Here is an 18,074-nt window from a genome sequence, read left to right on the forward strand (position 1 = left end):
GGGAGTAAGCCGATTAGGCTGTGCGCGCACTCGCTAGAGAACTGGTCCGATGAGAGGAGCACGTGAGGGAGCTGTATGACTGAGGAATGGGGCGCGGTCCTGGTGGTCGACGATGATGCCGACATGCGCAGCCTGCTGTGCGATGTCTTGCAGGGTCGCGGGCATCAATGCACGGGTGTCGGCAGTGGTGACGACGCGCTTCAGCGGCTGAGTGAGGAAGACTATGCCGTGGTCCTGACCGACCTTCGCATGAAAGGCATGTTGGGCACGGAGCTGTTGGCGGAGGTGAAACACCGGTATCCCGATATCGGCGTGATCCTGATGACGGCCTTCGGATCTGTGGAGACGGCGGTCGAGGCGATCCGGCATGGCGCCAGCGACTATCTGACCAAACCGGTCAAAACCGAGGAACTGGTGCGGGTGGTCGAGCGCGCGATTCGGGAGGCGGCGCTCCGGCGCGAAGTCAGCCGGCTACGGAAAGAGGTGCACAAGGAGTACAGCTTTCATCAGATTCTCGGCAAGAGCAAACCGATGCAGGCGGTCTTCGATCTGATTCGACGCGTGGCCGACAGTCCCACCAACGTGTTGATCACGGGAGAGAGCGGAACGGGAAAAGAACTGGTCGCCAAGGCCATTCATTACAACAGCGACCGGCGGGATGCGCCGTTTGTTCCGGTGAACTGCGCCGCGATCCCGGAACAATTGCTGGAAAGTGAACTCTTCGGGCACATGCGCGGCTCGTTTACAGACGCCAAAATGGACAAGCGCGGACTCTTTGAAGAGGCACAAAAAGGCACGTTGTTTCTGGATGAAATCAGCGAACTTCCGCTCATGCTCCAGGCCAAACTCCTGCGCGCAATTCAGGAACGGGAAATCCGTCGCGTGGGGGCGACCAAATCTATTCCCGTGGACGTGCGTATCATCGCCGCCACAAACTTGAACCTTTCCGAAGAAGTGAAGAATAAGCGATTCCGCGAAGATTTTTACTATCGCCTCAATGTGATCGAGTTGCGTCTTCCCCCGCTACGGGAACGTCGGGAGGATATTCCGATTCTGGTGGATGCCTTTCTAAAGAAGTGCGCCGACAGCAGGGGCAAGCAGGTCAAGGGCCTCAGCGAATCCGCCCTTGCCATGCTGGCCGACTATGCCTGGCCGGGGAATGTGCGGGAGTTGGAGAACGTCATTGAGCGGGCTGTCACGCTGAGCCATGGGGACATGATCGGCGCGGACGATTTGCCGGTGCAGGTGCAAGGCTCCAGAGGCGATCGCCGGATTCTCGATGAAGCCGCAGAACGCACCCTGCCACTGCACGAAGTGGAAAAAGAGTACATCGTGAAAATTTTGGAAAAGACGGGTGGCAACAAGTATCAGGCCGCGCACGTCCTGGGTATCGATCGGAAGACCCTGTATCGGAAGCTTGCCGAAATCGAAGGCAAACCACACTCAGACGCGTAGATTCACCGTTTCACCCTCGCGCTGGGAGCCATCGGCGTGCAGCCCCTTCATCAGAAATCCCCGCTGTTCGAATCCGGCCTTCCATTGTTGTTGACGGTCGGGATCTTTGTCCTGGATCTGTCGGCGCCTGCCGGGATCGACCTGTGGCTGCTCTATGCGGTTCCGTTCACTCTGATCGCGGTGTCCTCACTCGGGCAGATTCCCCGCTATTTTCTAGGGCTGGTGGCGTTGCTGGTGCTCATCGGCCCTGTTGTATCCTCCGCCGGACCCCTGCCGCGCTCCATCGGCCTCAATCGTCTACTGGGCCTCGGGATCCTGGGGGCCGTGGCTGCGCTGGTTGCCCGCCGTCGGTCTTCTTCTGCGAGTCCGGATGCGAGCACAAGCTTGTCGTCCCGGGCGTTCACGACGGCGCGGGTTGAGCGGCATCAACCAGAGGCAGGCGAGGTTTCGGATGCGGAAGCGCGGGCCCGGGCTGAATCGGCGGTGGTCGGTGCGGTGACCGGACAACGTCGCGCCGAAGCAGAACTGCATCAGGACAAGCTCCGTTTCGAAGGCATCGTGCACTCGGCGATGGACGCGATCATTACCGTCGACGAAGCGCACAAAATCGTGCTGTTCAATCAGGCGGCCGAAAAGATGTTTCAGTGGGGCGCCGAGGAAGTGCTGGGGCGGCCTCTGGATCGACTGCTTCCCGAGCGTTTCCGTAGCACCCACCATGAGCATATCCGGGAGTTCGGCCGTTCCGGCATCACGACGCGCCAAATGGGTGCGCTGGGCATGGTGATGGGGGTGCGGGCCAACGGAGAGGAATTCCCGATCGAGGCCGCGATCTCGCAGATCGGTGTGGAAGGGAGGCGGTATTACACCGTCATCCTCCGCGACATTACGGAACGCCGGCGGCTCGAGCAGGAATTAGCGGAACGCGAGGCCCTGTTGCGGGCGATTATTGAGACCGAACCCGAATGTGTAAAGGTGCTTGATCTGGACGGCAGCGTTCGAACCATCAACGCCGCAGGGCTGGCCATGATCGAAGCAACGAGTAGTGCGGACATCGTCGGGCGGGATGTGTGCCACCTGGCCACGGCCGAGTTTCGGTCGGTCTACCGTGACCTGATCGGCAAGGCCGGGCGGGGGGAAGCGGGGCGACTGGAGTTTCAGATGGTCGGTCTCCTGGGGACTCCCCGATGGCTGGATACGCATGTGGTGCCGCTGCGATCAGCCGATGGCACCATTACGGCGGTCTTGGGTGTGACGCGCGATGTGACCGAGTGGAAAAAAACCGAGGCGCTGCTGCGCCAAAGCGAAGACCGGTATCGCCGGCTCCTGGCCGTCTTGCCCGATGCCATCCTGGTCAATCGCGAGAACCGGATCTTTTTCGCCAATGAACAAGGGGTGCGTTTGTTCGGGGCCCGATCGGCCGAGGAGATTCTCGGCAAGTCGCTGTATGACCTGGCGCATCCCGACTATCACGAGATGATCGATGCGCGGATCCGGCATCTTCTGGGGCCCGGGAACACGGTGCCCGAGGTCGAGGAAAAGATCGTGCGCTTGGACGGGATGAGTGTGGACGTGGCTGTCAGGGCTGCGCGGTTTCAGGATGAGGAGGGGTTCGGCATCCTGGTCGTCCTGCGGGACATTTCGCTTCGAAAAGCCGCCGAGCAGAAGTTGCGGGAGAGCGAAGAGCGGCTTCAAAGTTTATTGGGAGCGATGGAGGATGTCATCTGGTCGTCGTCGCTGGATCTATCCACGATGTTTTATGTCAGTCCGTCCGTGATGGAGATCTATGGCCGGCCGCCCGACGCGTTTTTAGCCAGGCCTTCGTTATGGCTGGAGGCCGTTCATCCCGACGATTGCGTGATTGCGGAACAGGCGCGACAGGCCCTCTCGACAATGGGGGAGTTCGATGTGGAGTATCGCATCGTCAGGCTCGACGGCGATCTGCGTTGGCTACACGACCGCGGGCGGGTCATCAAGGATGCCAAAGGCCGTCCGTTGCGCATCGACGGCATTGCCAGCGACATCACGGAGCGGAAGCGGTTGCAGGCGCAACTTCGCCGGACGGAGCGCGTGGCCGAACTGGGAACGGTGGCGTCCGGCATGGCGCATGAGATCGGCACACCCATGAACGTCATTCTGGGCCGGGCCGAATATCTGATGGAGCGCACGAAGGAGGAGCCGGTCAGGAAGGGGCTCCAAACCATCGTCAGTCAGGTCGAACGAATTACGCGGGTGATGAATCAGTTGCTGGCGTTTGCCCGGCGACGTCCGGTCGAACACCGTGCCTTGGACTTGCGCCAGACCATCGAGGACAACCTGGAAATTTTCCAGGAACGCCTGTCGCAAAGTAACATCAGCGTGGAAACCTCCTTTGCCGACGCCTGCCCCTTGGTGCATGCCGATTCCGATCAGATGAGTCAGGTCTTGATCAACCTGGTGATGAATGCGATCCATGCGATGCCCGGGGGAGGGGTTTTGAAGCTGTCACTGGCGCCGGACCGTGGCATGGTCCGGTTGACGGTGGCGGATACCGGCCACGGGATGCCCCGGGACGTGATCGCCAAGGTGTTCGACCCGTTTTTCACCACCAAGGAGTTCGGGAAGGGAACCGGGTTAGGTTTGACTGTGGTGAAGGGCATCATTGAGGAACACAGCGGAACGATTGAGGTGGAGAGTGAGCCTGAGCGGGGGACGACCTTCACCATTTGCCTGCCGATAGACAAGAGCTGATAGCGTATTGCATGTAGCTTATGGCAGGGATTGAACAGTCTTTGGGAATGGTCGGCCTCTTTTCTTCGCTCGTGCCATACGCCATCGGCAATTCGCCATAAGCTCTACTCGTCCCGTTGTGGCGCTTCGGGACAGGGCTTTTTCAGAGGGTGGGGTCTTTCTCGCCAGAGGCCGGTTCATGCACCTACTGTTTGGAGAAACCTTCGGGGCTAGTTATCCATTGAATACAATCAGTTGCTCGCTTTCACGCGCCGACGTGAGTGGCACATGGTTTGCGTTGTGTTGTCCCCATGGTGACCTATTCCGAGGGCTCGAACGTGGAAAGTCGAACACCAGCGGTATTACTGGTGGTGGAAGACGACAAGGATATGCGGAGCTTGCTCTGCGACGAGTTGTGGGGAGAGGGATACCAATTGCGCGAGGCCAGCAACGGGGAAGAGGGGCTGGCGGCGGTCATGCGAGCGGCTCCCGATCTGATCGTGACCGACTTGAAAATGCCGGCCGGCGGTTTCGACTATGTCCATCGATTGAGGAGCTGTGTGCCCGGTTGTCCGATTATCGTCATGACCGCCTTTGGCGATGCCCAGACCAAGGACGAGGCGATGAAAAACGGCGCGACGGCCTACTTCGACAAGCCGGTCAGGCTGTCGGAACTGAAGGCGACGGTCAAGCAACTCCTGCAACATCCAGGAAGCCGGTCCGAGGATGGACTGCTGCACTGAACATTGGCAGTGGATACGTGTTTTCGCGAGGTCTCCCCCAAGGGGGGAGGGTTGTCTTCGTGATCGTGGCTGTAGTACTAATAGGGCCTTCATAAAAATCAGAAAGGCCCCGCTTGGTTCGTATAGAAACGAGGAGTGATGAGATGGCCGGATCTCACTCACAGGGAACACCCTTTTCCCCCTTTACCGATCCGATTCTGGCCGCTCGGTTGGAAGCTCTGAAGCTCTTGGCCGACGGGCTGACCGACCGCGTGGCGGTGATGGATCGGGATCTCAATGTGGTCTATGCCAATGACGCCGCTTGGGCGAAGTCGGGGAATCCCTCTGCGGTCGCCAAGCCGGCCAAGTGTTATCAGGCTTTCGTTCACATGACAGACCCTTGCGGGACCTGTCCTGCTGAGTCGGTCTTTAAGACGGGGGAAGTGCTCACGGTCTCCTGCAACGCGTCGGGCGATGGGACTGCCTGCGGTATGCACCAGGCGTTTCCGCTCGTCTCGTCGGCAGGAGAGGTGGCCTCGATCCTCGTGCTCTTTCACAAGCGGCCGGAGCCGCTCAGCATTCCAGCGTCGCTGCCGCAGCAAAGGCTCGGTCGATCGCGCCCGGAACGGACCGAATCGAGATTGGGCGATCTGGTCGGCGCGAGTCCGGCCATGAATCAGCTGTTTGAAATGATCCGGTTGGTGGCCGACAGTTCAGCCACGGTGTTGATCCAGGGTGAAAGCGGCACGGGAAAGGAACTCGTGGCCCGGACCATTCACCAGACGAGCTATCGTCGCGACAAGCCTTTTGTGGTGGTCGATTGCGGGGCGCTCCCGGAAACGTTGCTGGAGAGTGAACTGTTCGGCCATGTCAAAGGAGCGTTTACCGGAGCAGCCGGGGCCAAGTCCGGGCTGTTTGAAGAGGCCGACGGGGGCACGATCTTTCTGGATGAGATAGCCGATACGTCTCCAACCTTCCAGGCTAAGCTTCTTCGAGTCTTGCAAGAAGGCGAGATCAAGCGAGTCGGCGGGACGCAGCCGGTCAAGATCAATGTCCGTGTCATCTCCGCCACCAATAAGGATCTGACTGACCTGGTCAAGGCCAAGGCATTTCGTCAGGACCTCTACTATCGGTTAGCCGTGTTGCCCGTTCATTTGCCGCCGCTCCGTGACCGGAGGGTGGACATTCCCTTGTTGGTCGTAAAATTTATTGCCGACTCCTGCCAGCGGCATCGGCAGGATTTGCGTCAGGTGAATGAAGAGGCCATGCGTGCCTTGACGGCTGCGCCTTGGCCCGGGAATGTCCGTGAGCTCCAGCATTATATCGAGCGAGCCGTGGTGACCACGACCCATTCGGAACTGACCTGTGCGGATCTGGTCGAACTGGGGAGTCACCCTCAGGATACCGACCTCAGGACGGTCGGCCGGGGCGCGGCGCGACAGGCCGAGCGGGTGCGTATCCTTCAGGCATTGCAGCAGACCTCCGGGAATAGGGTGCAAGCGGCTCGTGTCCTTAAAATCAGCCGGGCCAGTCTCTACAACAAGCTGCACGAATTCGGCATTCAGTAGCTCAGCCCAGAGAGCCTGTTTTCAGGCCCTCCCCGCTTCTTGTCTCTATCCTAATCCTCTTCAGAATCAGTCCAATGGCTCTTCCTTTCGTAACCGCTAAGCGAGGAAGCTGTCCCGTATCGCCCCATAATTCACGATCTAATGTCCAGCGGCTTGGACAGTCTAAGTAATTGTATTTTATATGTTCTTATCCTTGCCGAGGTGTGCTGTCTAATCGTCTGGAAAACTGTGGCATTTTACGCCGGTTCAAAATTTCCCGCCTAAATCTTCAACTCCTTGAAAAATATATAACATTTCAGTCCGGCTAGGACTACCCCTAGTGGGCACATCAATTGCGTTGTTAGGCAGTGCTGGTGAAGGTGCGGGTGATTAGGACCGGCCTCCGAATGACCTGCTCCCTCGATCTTTGAGGACATCCTTCACCAGCCCTTTTTCCTTTTGGGAGCGTTTCGTGGAGGGAAAAAGGAGAGGCCGGAGGAGCCGGGGTCCTGCCTGACGGAGGCCGGTCACACGACCACGTTTTTTAACCACTCCCGCGGAAGGGCGCGGGATTATAAAGGAGGGAGGCCGACATATGAGGTCTTCAGTGCAGTCAAAGCGCAGGCGCATCAGTCGTAAGGCGATGCTGAGCCTGCAGGCGGCGCTGCTCTCGGGCAGTTTGCTCGCGGCGCCGTGGGTGTTTGCGGCTGGTCCGGGCGATCAGTCGCATGAGGGACATGCGACGCCGGTCGCCATGCCGGGCTGGACACAGACCCTGAAGGGTCAGACCGTGGTGGAAAACGCCATGGAAGGTCGCGCCGGCAATGCAGAGAAGATGGAGATGCAGCACCACCGCCTGATGGAGAAGTTGGAACAGCAGGCGCAGACGGACGCGAAGGCGCAGCAGACCTCCGGTGCATTCAACGAAATGTCGATGATGCACCAGTATATGGGGCAGGACGGGAGCAGCTTCCTGTTGGCGTCCGATTCGTCGAAGGGCGAACCGGTGATGACGTCAGGGGGGAAATGTCCCGCCAATGCGCCGGTGAAGAAGTACGACGTTTCGATGATCAACATCGAAATCAGTTTGAACCGGTGGCTCGACTTCTATCCCGGGTATATGTACGTCCATACCGGGGAGATCGACAAGGTTCGCGCCGAGGAAACCAAGAACAAAGAAGCGCGGGAAAAAGACGGATTCGATCCTGGTGCGGTGACGACCGGAAACCAGGGCGATGCGATTCAGCCGCTGGTGCTCCGTGCCAACCAGGGCGATTGCGTCAAGATGACGTTGCGGAATCAGATGGAGGGTGAGGATGGCAGCTTGGTCATCCAGGCCTCCAGCATGATCGTGAGCGCCACGGGCAAGCCTGCGACGACGACGAACCCGGACACGGTGGTTTCGCCGGGCAAGACGCAGGAGTTCGAATGGTACATTCATCCGAACATGCAGGAAGGTGTGCGGCAGTTCCACTCATGGAGCCATGATCGCGAGTTGACGGTGTTGGGCCTCTTCGGCGCCTTCATCGTCGAACCGAAGGGTTCCAAGTACCTCGATCCGCTCGGAACGGGCGCCGCGCCCGATACGAACAGCGGATGGCAGGTCATGATCGACAACGGGTCCGGACCGGACTTCCGCGAGTTCGTGTTGTTCTATCACGAGATCGGCGACGAAGCCTTCCGGCCGCTGAACAAGAAGGGTGACTTCTTGCCGCAGCGCGATCCGCTGACCGACGCCTATCGTCCGGGTGGCCGCGCGATCAACTATCGCAGCGAGCCGTTCGGCATCGATCAGATGCACTTACAGCACGAATATTTCGGCTTCGAAGATGAGTCGCTGGCCTACAGCGCCTACACCTTCGGTGACCCGCCCACCACGGTGGCCCGCGGCTACCTCGGTGATCCGGTCAAGTGGCGTTTGGTGCATGGTGGATCGGAAGTGTTCCACTCCCACCATCCGCACAGCGGAACCATCCGTTGGCAGCGCAGCCCGCGTGCCGATCAGGAAGAGCATTGGTTTAAGGGACAGGACGGACCGGTGAAGTATCCCGTGGTCCGGACGAAGTCCGATCGGGTGGACGTCGAAGTGGTTGGTCCGTCCGAAGCGCTCGACCTGGAGCCGGAATGCGGCGGCGGTGGCTGTCAGCACCTGGCCGGCGAGTTCCTCTATCACTGCCACGTTGCGCACCACTATGTGGCGGGCATGTGGGGGTACGGCCGGTTCTACAATACGTTGCAGGTCGGCAATGCGCACACCGACACGATGCCGGATATGCGCGAGTTGCCGGATCGCCTGGGCCGTATGAAGCAGGGTGTCTCGTCGGATAAGTTGATCGGCACGACCGTCGACTGGTTCGGCAAGACCTTCAAGATCGTCGACAAGAGCCAGAAGACGAACTGGAAGTCCGATCCTGTGATCGTGAACATCAAGGATTGGGTCGAGATGTTTGTTCCGGCCCAGGGTCAACCGGGCCACACGAGCGATGAGAAGGGCCAGATCATGGCCTACGATTCGACGGTGTGGGACTGGAAGTGGGACGGCAACATCGCCCGCGGCGAGCGGGAGAGCACCGCTCCGAATCCGAAGTATGCGTGGGCTGCGAAGTGGGATGACAGCACCAGACCGGCGATCCTGTTCGATCCGACGACAGGGAAAATGGCCTGGCCGTTGTTCAAGCCGCACTTCGGCAAGCGCGTGCCGTTCTCGGCGAACCACAGCGGTGCGCCATGGTTGGAGCCGATTCACCAGGATGCCAACGGTGAGCGGACCTCCGAGCCGGCGATGCCGGGCGAACAGGGCCGTTGGAGCCTGTGCCCTGACAACGCCAATCGGAAGCATTACAACATTCACTTTGTCCGCATGCCGATCACCCTTGCTAAGAAGCAGGGGAAAGAGCCGGCCATGGTGGACAAGGATGGTCTGATCTACGTCCTTCACGAAGAAGAGCGTTTGACCAGAGCCAATGACGATCTCAAGCTGCCCGCCGTCATCCGCGCCAACGTGTATGACTGCGTGGACTTGTTGTTGACCAGCGAATGGGACGACGACGATTACACGAATTTCCAGTCGTCCAAAATCAACATCCATCCACACTTCTTCCAGTTCGACACCGGGAATTCGGACGGTGTGATCTCCGGGATGGAGTACGAAATGTCGGTCCGGCCGTTCACCATGTGGGGGAAGAAGACCAAGCATGGTTTGCCGGCACCGATGGTTGCGAAGCTCACGGGCGAGGCGAAAGCCGGCGCCACCTCCATCAAGATCCAGATGGCGCCCGGCGCCACCGCGTTCCACGTCAACACCGAGTTGATGGTGGGCATGGATTGTTTGGAGAAGGGCAACGATCCGGCGGCCTCACTGCCGCGGGATAAGAGCTGTCAGGAAGTCGCCCGGGTCAAGGAGATCAAGGGCGATGTCGTCACGTTCTTCAAGCCGCTGAAGCACCATCACCCGGCGGGCGATCTCGTGTCGCCGGAGTTCGTGCGCTATCGGTGGTGGGTGGACGTGGATATGGGAACCGTGTTCTGGCATGACCACGCGTTCGGCGCGACGACCTGGCCCCATGGCGGGTTCGGCGTGACGATCGTAGAGCCATTCGGATCCACCTACCATGATCCGAAGAACGGCAAGTTGGTATATAGCGGTCCGATCGCGGACATTCACAGCAACGAGCCGATCGGTGCCGGTGTCAGCGGCAGCTTCCGTGAGTTGATGGTCTCCATCCACGACACGGTTCCGCACACCGTCAACGTCATCGAAGCCGGCAATCCTCCCGGACAGCCGATCGAAGTGGCGTTGGAAGCAGGAAAGACGGTGTCCTTCCAGATGCCGGACAAGATCCTGAATGCGCCGAACAAGTACATCAACGGCGGCACGCACACGACCGGCAGCGGTTTCAACTTCCGCGCGGCTCCGTTTGCACAACGCCTGTCTAACAATCCTGACACGTCCAAGCTGTTCAGCAGCGCGATCCACGGTGATCCGGGCACGCCGCTTCTCCGGGCGTACACGGGCGACACCATGGTGTTCCGTCTGTTGCACCAGCTGATGAACGAATCCCACGTCTGGACGATCGCCGGACATACCTTCCTTACGGAGCGGTACGCGCCGGAAGCCAACCGGAAGAACTCGATTCACGTCGGGATCGCCGAGCGGTACGACCTCGTCACCAAGGCGGGTGGATTCCAGGGTATGCCGGGTGACTACATCCACTTCAACGGCAGAACGTCACACTTCGCCGAAGGTGGATGGGGCATCATTCGCGTGCTCGACAAGGAAGTGGCGGACTTGAAGCCGCTGCCCAAGGGGACCAATCCTCTCGGGATTCCAGCGACTCCTAATTCCGTGTGTCCGTCGGATGCCCCGGTGAAGAGCTTCAACGTCGTGGCGTTGGATCGCCCGATGAAGCTCAATCCGAAGGCCCCGGATGCGATCGAGGTGGACTTCGAGCGGAAGATCGAAATGACCATGCCGGAAGGCAAGATCTTCGCGCTGGAGGAAGAAGCCGCGACCGTCGCGGGCAACGTGATGCCGAATCCGCTCACGCTGCGCGCCAATCTGGGCGATTGCATCAAGGTGAATCTGAAGAACAAGATGAAGGCGAGCCGGGCGTCGTTCTTTGCGCCGGGTCTGGCCTTCGATCCGAAGGACAGCCAGGGCTTGAACGTCGGCAACAATGCCGGCGATCAGACCGTGGCTCCGGGCGAAAGCCGCACCTATACCTACTACGCGCATCCTGCAAACAAGGAAACGACGTCGTTGGTGTGGGACGGTGGTAACATCGTCGTCAATCCGCGCAACGGATTGTACGGCGCGATCGTCATCGGGCCGAAGGGATCGCAGTATCGTGATCCAGTCACCGGTGCCGATGTGTCACAGAAGAACACATGGCGGGCCGACGTCATCGTCGACACCACCTTGTCTGAAAATGCCGGAAAGCGGAACTATCGTGACGTGGCCCTCTTCTTCCAAGATGAGGACAACATCATCGGAACCGCCTTCATGCCCTATGTGCAGAACGTGGCCGGTTTGACGTCGGTGAACTACCGCGCTGAACCGTACAAGTTCCGTGAAGAACAAGGGTGCTCCTTGGGCAAAATCTTCCAGCCTTGCGCGGTCGATAAGCCCGAAGATCCCGTGACGCCTTTGATCGAGGCGCACGCGGGTGATGCGCTCCGTATCCATGTGATCGGAGCGAACAGCGAGCAGAACGGCATGTTCAGCGTCGAGGGCCACGAGTGGCCGATCGAGCCGTACATGGCGGGTGCCGACATGATCAGCGTGGTGGAGTATGCCGGATCTGAGATCCTCGATGTCTTCATCCGTGGCGGTGCGGGCGGACCGTATCGTCAGGTGGGTGACTTCGTGTGGTCGAATGCACGGCTGCCCTACACGCAGTCCGGACAGTGGGGCTATCTGCGCGTGTTGCCGACTGGCGATGCGCGGATTCAGCCTCTCAGCGCAAGTGGAGCGGGTGCACGTCAAGCCGAAGTGCTGCCCGAGCCGCAGGCGATTCCGACTGCCATGAAGTAAGCGGGTCAGTCATGGCGTAACACCGGATGGGGGAGCTGCCTGTATCACGCAGCTCCCCCATCTGTGTTTTGAGCCCCGGGGGAAGAAAAACGTGACGGCTTCCCTGTATGATCGAAGATATCTGTCGATCGCATCATGAACCAATCACAGAGGAGGCCGGACGTGACACTGGGTAGCACAATTCAAAGTGAACCGCAGACGATGAAGGAGAGTTGTTTCGGGTGGGTCCTGGCATTGGCTACGGTGGCCCTCGCATCGTCCCTCGCGAGCAGCCCTGTATCAGCCTATGAAGAAGTCACCGTATCGGATGGCGGGACATTGACCGGGGTTGTGAAGCTGGAGGGGACGGTTCCGAAGCCGAAGGGGTACAACCTCACCACGCTCCCGGATCCGTTCTATTGCGGGCGCATTTCCGACGGAGAAGGCTGGCGCATTCTGCAACCGTTCAACGTCGGTCCGGGAGGCGAGTTTCGAGAAGTCGTCGTGTATCTGGAGGGGATCGAGAAAGGAAAAGCGTTCACTGAAAAAGAGGTGCCGCAAATAGAAGCGAAGGATTGCCTCTTCCTGCCGTTTACCACGGTCGTGCGAGACGATCAGTCGGTCACCGTCGTCAACATGGACCCGGTCATGCACGACATTCAGGCTTACGAAACGTCGAATTTAGGTGCGCGAGTCCTGTTCAACGTGCCGCTTCCGATGAATCCGCAGCATCCGCGCAACTTCAAGGATCGCAGTGAAGCCGGGATGTATCACAAGCACATGGCTGGTCCACCGATGAAGGAGCTGGTGAAGTTGAGCAAGGGGCGCCGGATTTTTGTGATGCAATGCGGTTTTCATGCCTACATGGAGAGCTGGGGGCTGGCCATCACCAATCCCTACTTTGCCAAGACGGACGAGCAAGGCCGATTCACCATGACCGATGTGCCGCCGGGTACCTATAGGTTGGTCATCTGGCATCCCTATATCAGGACCGCGACGGAACGAACCGTCACCATCGGCCCAAAGGGCACCGTCGAGGCCACGATCGGAGTTCCGGCGCCGACCGGACGGCTGTATGCCAATGAGGTTCTGGACCATGCGTATACCCGCTATAACGTGACCGAGGAAGCGAAGAAGGAAATCGATCCCCTGCTGCAAAAGCAAGCGCACTAAGTGGGGGCGCGCGAGTGCCGAAGTGTTCGTGGATCAGTGGACGCACTGATCCATCCGATCAGTGCGTCCGGAGTGATCGTGTAATGAACATCTGGTTACCTGGTTTAATTCCGGCTTTTGTGCTGGGCATCGCCGCCGGGGTGGTATTCGGCTCCGTTGCGCCGAGCCACGCTGACCATGAGTTGCCGAAGCCTCCGCCGCTCTGGTCCCCACTGGACGACATAGAGCGGCTGGCGTTGATTGAGGTGCCGGACGGGATGGTGCCGGTGCCGGCCGGTTCGTTCCTGATGGGAAGCGACCCAAAATTTGATCGAGCCGCCGGACCGCAGGAACTGCCTCAGCACCAGGTCTATGTCGACGCGTTCGGCATCGACCGGTACGAGGTTAGCAATGTGAACTATCTGCGCTTCGTGCTGGCGACCGGCGCGGCCTGGCCCCACTACTGGCGAGCCCAGCCGTTTCCGGACAAGATGGCGAAACATCCGGTCATCGGCGTCTCCTGGCGGGAAGCCGATGCCTATTGCCGTTGGCGCGGGGCCCGCTTACCGACCGAAGCGGAATGGGAAAAGGCGGCGCGCGGTGAAGACGGACGGATGTTTCCCTGGGGCAATGAGCCGGCCGGTTGGATCAAGAGCAACATCGCCCATTCGGGTTCCAAGCGCGGGGCCAAGTATCCGCCGTTGGCGAATGTCGATCGTTATGACAACGGCGTGAGCCCATACGGGGTGCATCAAATGGCCGGCAATGTGAGTGAATGGGTCTCGGACTGGTTCGATCCGGAGTATTACCGGCGCCAGGAGAATCGTAACCCCCAGGGGCCTGAATCCGGGCAGGACAAAGTGTTTCGCGGAGGATCATGGAATGAAGATCCTGAGGTGGCCCGTTCAGCCGGGCGTAATGCCGGGGGGCTGGATCACTGGAGTTATTTGACGGGGTTTCGTTGCGCAACATCAGGCGAGAGTGGTCGTCAGCTTTCGTCCATCGATCCGGGCATTCTGCGGAATACCGATCGCTGAGTTTTGACGGCAGGACAACGAGGAGGCCAAACATGAAAAGACCACGAACGGGCATCACAAGGAAACGAACCAGGTTGGCACAGGCCCTGGTGATCGGAGCGGCGCTGTTTGCGCTGGCTCCTGCCGCACGAGCGTTGGATACACAGGATATTGTCGTTGAGTGGAGCGAGGAAGGCAAGAAGCTCGCGCAGGAGCGGGTCGCAAAGTGGAAGACCAAGGAAGAAATGGTCCTCATTCCGGCCGGCGAATTCCTCATGGGGAGCGATAAGAAGACGGATCGGTTGGCTTACCGTAGCGAAATCCCACAGCGGTCGGTCTATCTGGATGCGTTCATGATCGGCAAGTACGAAGTCACGGCGCTCGAGTATCTCAAGTTTGTCCTGGCCACGGATCGTCTGCCGCAGCTGGATTGGCGGTACGATGGAGGGAACTTCCAGGACACGATGGCGCATCATCCGATCATGCACGTCAACTGGTACGACGCCGATGCCTATTGCAAATGGGCGGGCAAGCGGTTGCCGACGGAGGCGGAGTGGGAGAAGGCGGCGCGTGGCGTCGACGGACGTCTGTTCCCGTGGGGCAGCGAATATGCCGGTCCGACCCGGGCGAATTTCGGCAGAACGGGGTTGTCCGGTCCGGTGCGGGATCGTCCTGAGCGGTTGTTGCTCTACCCGCCGATCATTTCAGTCGATAGGTACGAGAATGCGTTGAGCCCGTACGGTTTGTATCAAACCATCGGGAATGTGGCCGAGTGGGTTTCCGATTGGTACGACCAGGATTATTACAAGACGGCGCCCAACCGGAACCCGAAAGGGCCGGAGACCGGCACGCAGAAAGCGTTCCGCGGCGGTGGATGGATGGATAGCACCACGACGATGCGGGCGGCGATGCGGAACGGCACCGATCCGAAGACGAAGATCAATTGGATGGGCTTCCGTTGTGCGCAAGATGCCAAAGAGGACGCGGGGGCGAAGGTTTCGCTGACGAAAGAGTAGTGTAGGGAGCGGGGGCGGAAGGACGGTCTTCCTCCTCCGCCAAATCTATGGGCCGGTTCGTCTCCAGCTGGATCGGGGACGACCGGCTCCCCGTCGCTCCGCTTGCTCGCCCTGATGTTGTGTCGGCCAATGGCGGGCCGCTCGGGAAGCGCGGAGAAGCCCCACCCTCTAGCGCGGGCAGTCCGAAGAAATCTTGGCGAACAGGAAAGGCCGACCGGAGGTGGACGGCCGGGCTTGAAGGGTTCATCTGAATGCGCTGTGAAAGGTCCGGTTTGACCGTGTTTCGAGCAGTTTTCGAGAGCACGGTGTTGGATTAGCGCCAGGAATCGGCAAATCGTGAAACGGAAGCCCTGCCTTATCGAAAATTGCGACACCTGCGGGCTTCGCGAAAAGGTCGTCTTGTGCGATATTTCAGGAAGCGATCTCGCCGAATTTCAAAAAATTAAACGCACGCTCGAGTACGCGCCTCACCAGACCGTCTTCTACGAAGGTCATCTGTGCTTGGGTCTCTACCTGTTATGTTCGGGTAAGGTCAAGCTCACTCGCTCTTCGACGCGAGGCCGGCGGCAGATCGTCCGCATCTTGGGCCCTGGTGAGTTGATCGAGAAACACGTCTTCGGTGAGAGCCCCTTTCATGAAGTGACGTGCGAAACCTTGGAGCCCTCTCAAGTCTGTGTCATCGAGAAGGAACGCTACCTCGCCGTCATCCACAGAAATCCTCAACTGGCGATCAAGCTGATCCAGCTCCTCAGTAACGAAGTCGGGGTCAACATGGATCATCTCGATCAATTCACGTTCAAGTCTGCCCGTGAGCGACTAGCCGGCCTGTTGCTGGAACTCGGAGATCGATTCGGCAAAAAAAATGACGATCATGTCCGGGTGGGACTCACGCTCAAACGGGAAGAAGTGGCCGAGATGGCCGGTATTACCGTTGAAACCGCCATTCGGCTGCTGGGCGTCTTTCGCGACGAGGGTGTCCTCACCATCGATGGAAGAACCATCACCTTGCTGAATCCAGACCGCCTCTCCAGAATTGCCGAGCGCTGAACTAAACCCGTCGACCGTAATTCGTGAAGCGTCGTTCGTGAAGTCCGACAGGCGGAAAGCGACGTTCACGCCTCGAGGGTTCACATCCCGCACCGCTTGAGTCCTTCTCCCTTTCGTCGTTCTCGTACGCGCCACTCATCTCGATGTTCGCCGCATCTCTGCAGACATAGGTCCAATGGCCTATCCGAAACCTTGAGATAAATCATGTATCAGACTGGCCGATGCCAGTGTGTGCTCGCCTACCTGTTCGGTACAGTGCGCACGGCATGACGCTGTCGCATTGCTCGCATGTTGGAGCTTCCGTCCATGGGATCCCGAAACGATGGTGTCTCAAGGTAGCAGGCGAACGAGTCTCAACGTCGATCCGTTGGCGCTGCTCAAACGGGAGCACCGAATGATTCTGGACCGACTGGCCATGGTCGAAACGGCGATGAGTCCTCGCTCATCCGGGAGCGGTACGGTCAAGGGAACGAACCGGGAAACGCTGCGAGAACTGCTCGAATTCTTTACCGGCCCCGTGGACGTGCATTTCAAACGGGAAGCAATGCTGGTGGGCGATCTCCGGCGAATCCTCGGCCGGAAGCAGGAGGAGCAGGAGCAGTTCCAGAGTTTCTTGGACGAACACCGGGCGTTAAAAGCCGCCGCGGCCGCAGTGATGAGACAGCTGGCGAGCAAGCGGACCGATGCTCAAGACGCAGCGGCGTCAAAAGCATTCGGCGGATTGCGGACGCTGACCGGGGAGCTTCACGCGCTGATTCGTCGCTACCGTGGACAGATCGCCTGCGAGGAGCGGCTGCTGTTTGCCTTGGCCGAGATGCGGTTGACCGCAGAACGAAGACGGCGAATCAGCCGGCGCATGTTGCAAGTGTGAAGTCGCGCATGAGCGGCAACGGGCTGGGGCCGATGAGGACCGCGACTCGCTGCCGTGAGGCAGGCACGAGCGTCGCCGGGATGTTGGATGATCGAAGCAGGGCTCAGACGAGGAATGTCCACGATGTTCAGAAGAGTGACCCACATACTTTCGCTGCTCCTGCCTCAGGCCGGTGAGGACAAGACGGGGAGCCAACCCGGGCGCCGGTCAGGCGCTTCGGTGATACATCAAGGAGGGGACTATGATGCGGGTTCGGAGAGTCGTGCGGAACATTGGAATGTGGGGTGCGGGGCTTGCGATCGCCGCGGTGTTCGGTGTTGCTTGTGTGCAGCCGGCATCGGCTGAGGAAGGCACCGGCAACATGGTGTTCTTCAAGGGCGGGTTCATGAATTTGAACCAGGACCGGAGCGGGCAGATTTTTACGGATACGGCCGGGATCGCGGGTGCGAACGGAGGCAATGCCGGGTGGTATGCCGGCGCGGGGTTGGATCTGGTGATGTCGAAGGATGTCTGGGGCGGAATGGACAAGACGTGGGTGGTCGGTGAAATCGGCCTGCAATTCAACAGCATCAATTCAAACCGTGTGAACAATGCCGCCGGAAGTATTGCCACCCGGACGTTGACCGACACCCTGGCCACCGACCCGCAGAAGGTGCAGCTCACGATGGTGACGATCGACGTGGCACCGAAGATCAAATTCATGGAGGGCAGCGCATTCAGGCCCTGGGTCATTCCGATCGGTCTGGACATCCATGTGATCAGCCCTCCGTCGAATCGGACGCAGTATCTCGATCTCGGGGTGCAGTTCGGCGGTGGATTCGAATATGCGGTGTGGAAGGCCTTTAAGGTCGGGGTCGACGCCCGGTATCACCTGACGGCGCGACTGACCAACACCAACAACGATTACTTCCAGGTCGGGCCGTATATCGGGATTTCGTTCTAGGAGGAAATAAAGGCGGTCAGGAAGACGCCCTGTTTCACAATCGCGACTTCGGCTGTAGGCGAAAAAGTACGACGCTGCCATGCCGGT

At 59.4% G+C, this 18,074-nt stretch carries 11 protein-coding genes; all 11 read left to right on the plus strand.

Annotation, left to right across the window (positions count from 1 at the left end):
* The first annotated feature begins 75 nt into the window (after positions 1-75).
* The 11 genes from NSND_RS15585 to NSND_RS15635 all read left to right on the plus strand — a co-directional run bounded on the left by NSND_RS15585 (position 76) and on the right by NSND_RS15635 (position 17,987).
* Complete coding sequence (locus NSND_RS15585; protein ID WP_080879866.1) at positions 76-1,455, plus strand: sigma-54-dependent transcriptional regulator; 1,380 nt, start codon at positions 76-78, stop codon at positions 1,453-1,455.
* Between the two features lie 36 nt (positions 1,456-1,491).
* Complete coding sequence (locus tag NSND_RS15590) at positions 1,492-4,182, plus strand: PAS domain-containing protein (RefSeq protein WP_080879867.1); 2,691 nt, start codon at positions 1,492-1,494, stop codon at positions 4,180-4,182.
* Positions 4,183-4,472: 290 nt separating this feature from the next.
* Positions 4,473-4,904 carry a response regulator gene (locus tag NSND_RS15595; RefSeq protein WP_080879868.1) on the plus strand — a complete coding sequence of 144 codons (432 nt, stop codon included), beginning with the start codon at positions 4,473-4,475 and terminating at the stop codon, positions 4,902-4,904.
* A 143-nt stretch (positions 4,905-5,047) separates the two neighbouring features.
* Positions 5,048-6,451 carry a sigma-54 interaction domain-containing protein gene (locus tag NSND_RS15600; RefSeq protein WP_080879869.1) on the plus strand — a complete coding sequence of 468 codons (1,404 nt, stop codon included), beginning with the start codon at positions 5,048-5,050 and terminating at the stop codon, positions 6,449-6,451.
* A 574-nt stretch (positions 6,452-7,025) separates the two neighbouring features.
* The gene (locus NSND_RS15605; RefSeq protein ID WP_080879870.1) at positions 7,026-11,963 is read left to right on the plus strand and encodes a cupredoxin domain-containing protein; all 4,938 of its coding nucleotides are present in this window, start codon (positions 7,026-7,028) and stop codon (positions 11,961-11,963) included.
* Between the two features lie 162 nt (positions 11,964-12,125).
* Positions 12,126-13,115 (plus strand): carboxypeptidase regulatory-like domain-containing protein, encoded by a 990-nt coding sequence (locus NSND_RS15610; protein WP_080879871.1) that lies wholly within the window; start codon positions 12,126-12,128, stop codon positions 13,113-13,115.
* An 83-nt stretch (positions 13,116-13,198) separates the two neighbouring features.
* A complete protein-coding gene (locus NSND_RS15615; RefSeq protein ID WP_080879872.1) occupies positions 13,199-14,131 on the plus strand; it encodes a formylglycine-generating enzyme family protein in 933 nt (310 codons plus the stop codon).
* Positions 14,132-14,163: 32 nt separating this feature from the next.
* Complete coding sequence (locus tag NSND_RS15620; protein ID WP_080879873.1) at positions 14,164-15,126, plus strand: formylglycine-generating enzyme family protein; 963 nt, start codon at positions 14,164-14,166, stop codon at positions 15,124-15,126.
* Between the two features lie 336 nt (positions 15,127-15,462).
* Positions 15,463-16,173 carry a Crp/Fnr family transcriptional regulator gene (locus tag NSND_RS15625; RefSeq protein ID WP_080879874.1) on the plus strand — a complete coding sequence of 237 codons (711 nt, stop codon included), beginning with the start codon at positions 15,463-15,465 and terminating at the stop codon, positions 16,171-16,173.
* A gap of 322 nt (positions 16,174-16,495) precedes the next feature.
* Positions 16,496-17,044 (plus strand): hemerythrin domain-containing protein, encoded by a 549-nt coding sequence (locus tag NSND_RS15630; RefSeq protein ID WP_080879875.1) that lies wholly within the window; start codon positions 16,496-16,498, stop codon positions 17,042-17,044.
* Between the two features lie 241 nt (positions 17,045-17,285).
* Positions 17,286-17,987, plus strand: coding sequence for a hypothetical protein (locus NSND_RS15635; RefSeq protein WP_080879876.1), 702 nt, complete (start codon positions 17,286-17,288; stop codon positions 17,985-17,987).
* Positions 17,988-18,074: the final 87 nt, after the last annotated feature.

Source organism: Nitrospira sp. ND1, from assembly GCF_900170025.1.
In the GTDB taxonomy this organism is placed as follows: Bacteria; Nitrospirota; Nitrospiria; order Nitrospirales; family Nitrospiraceae; genus Nitrospira_A.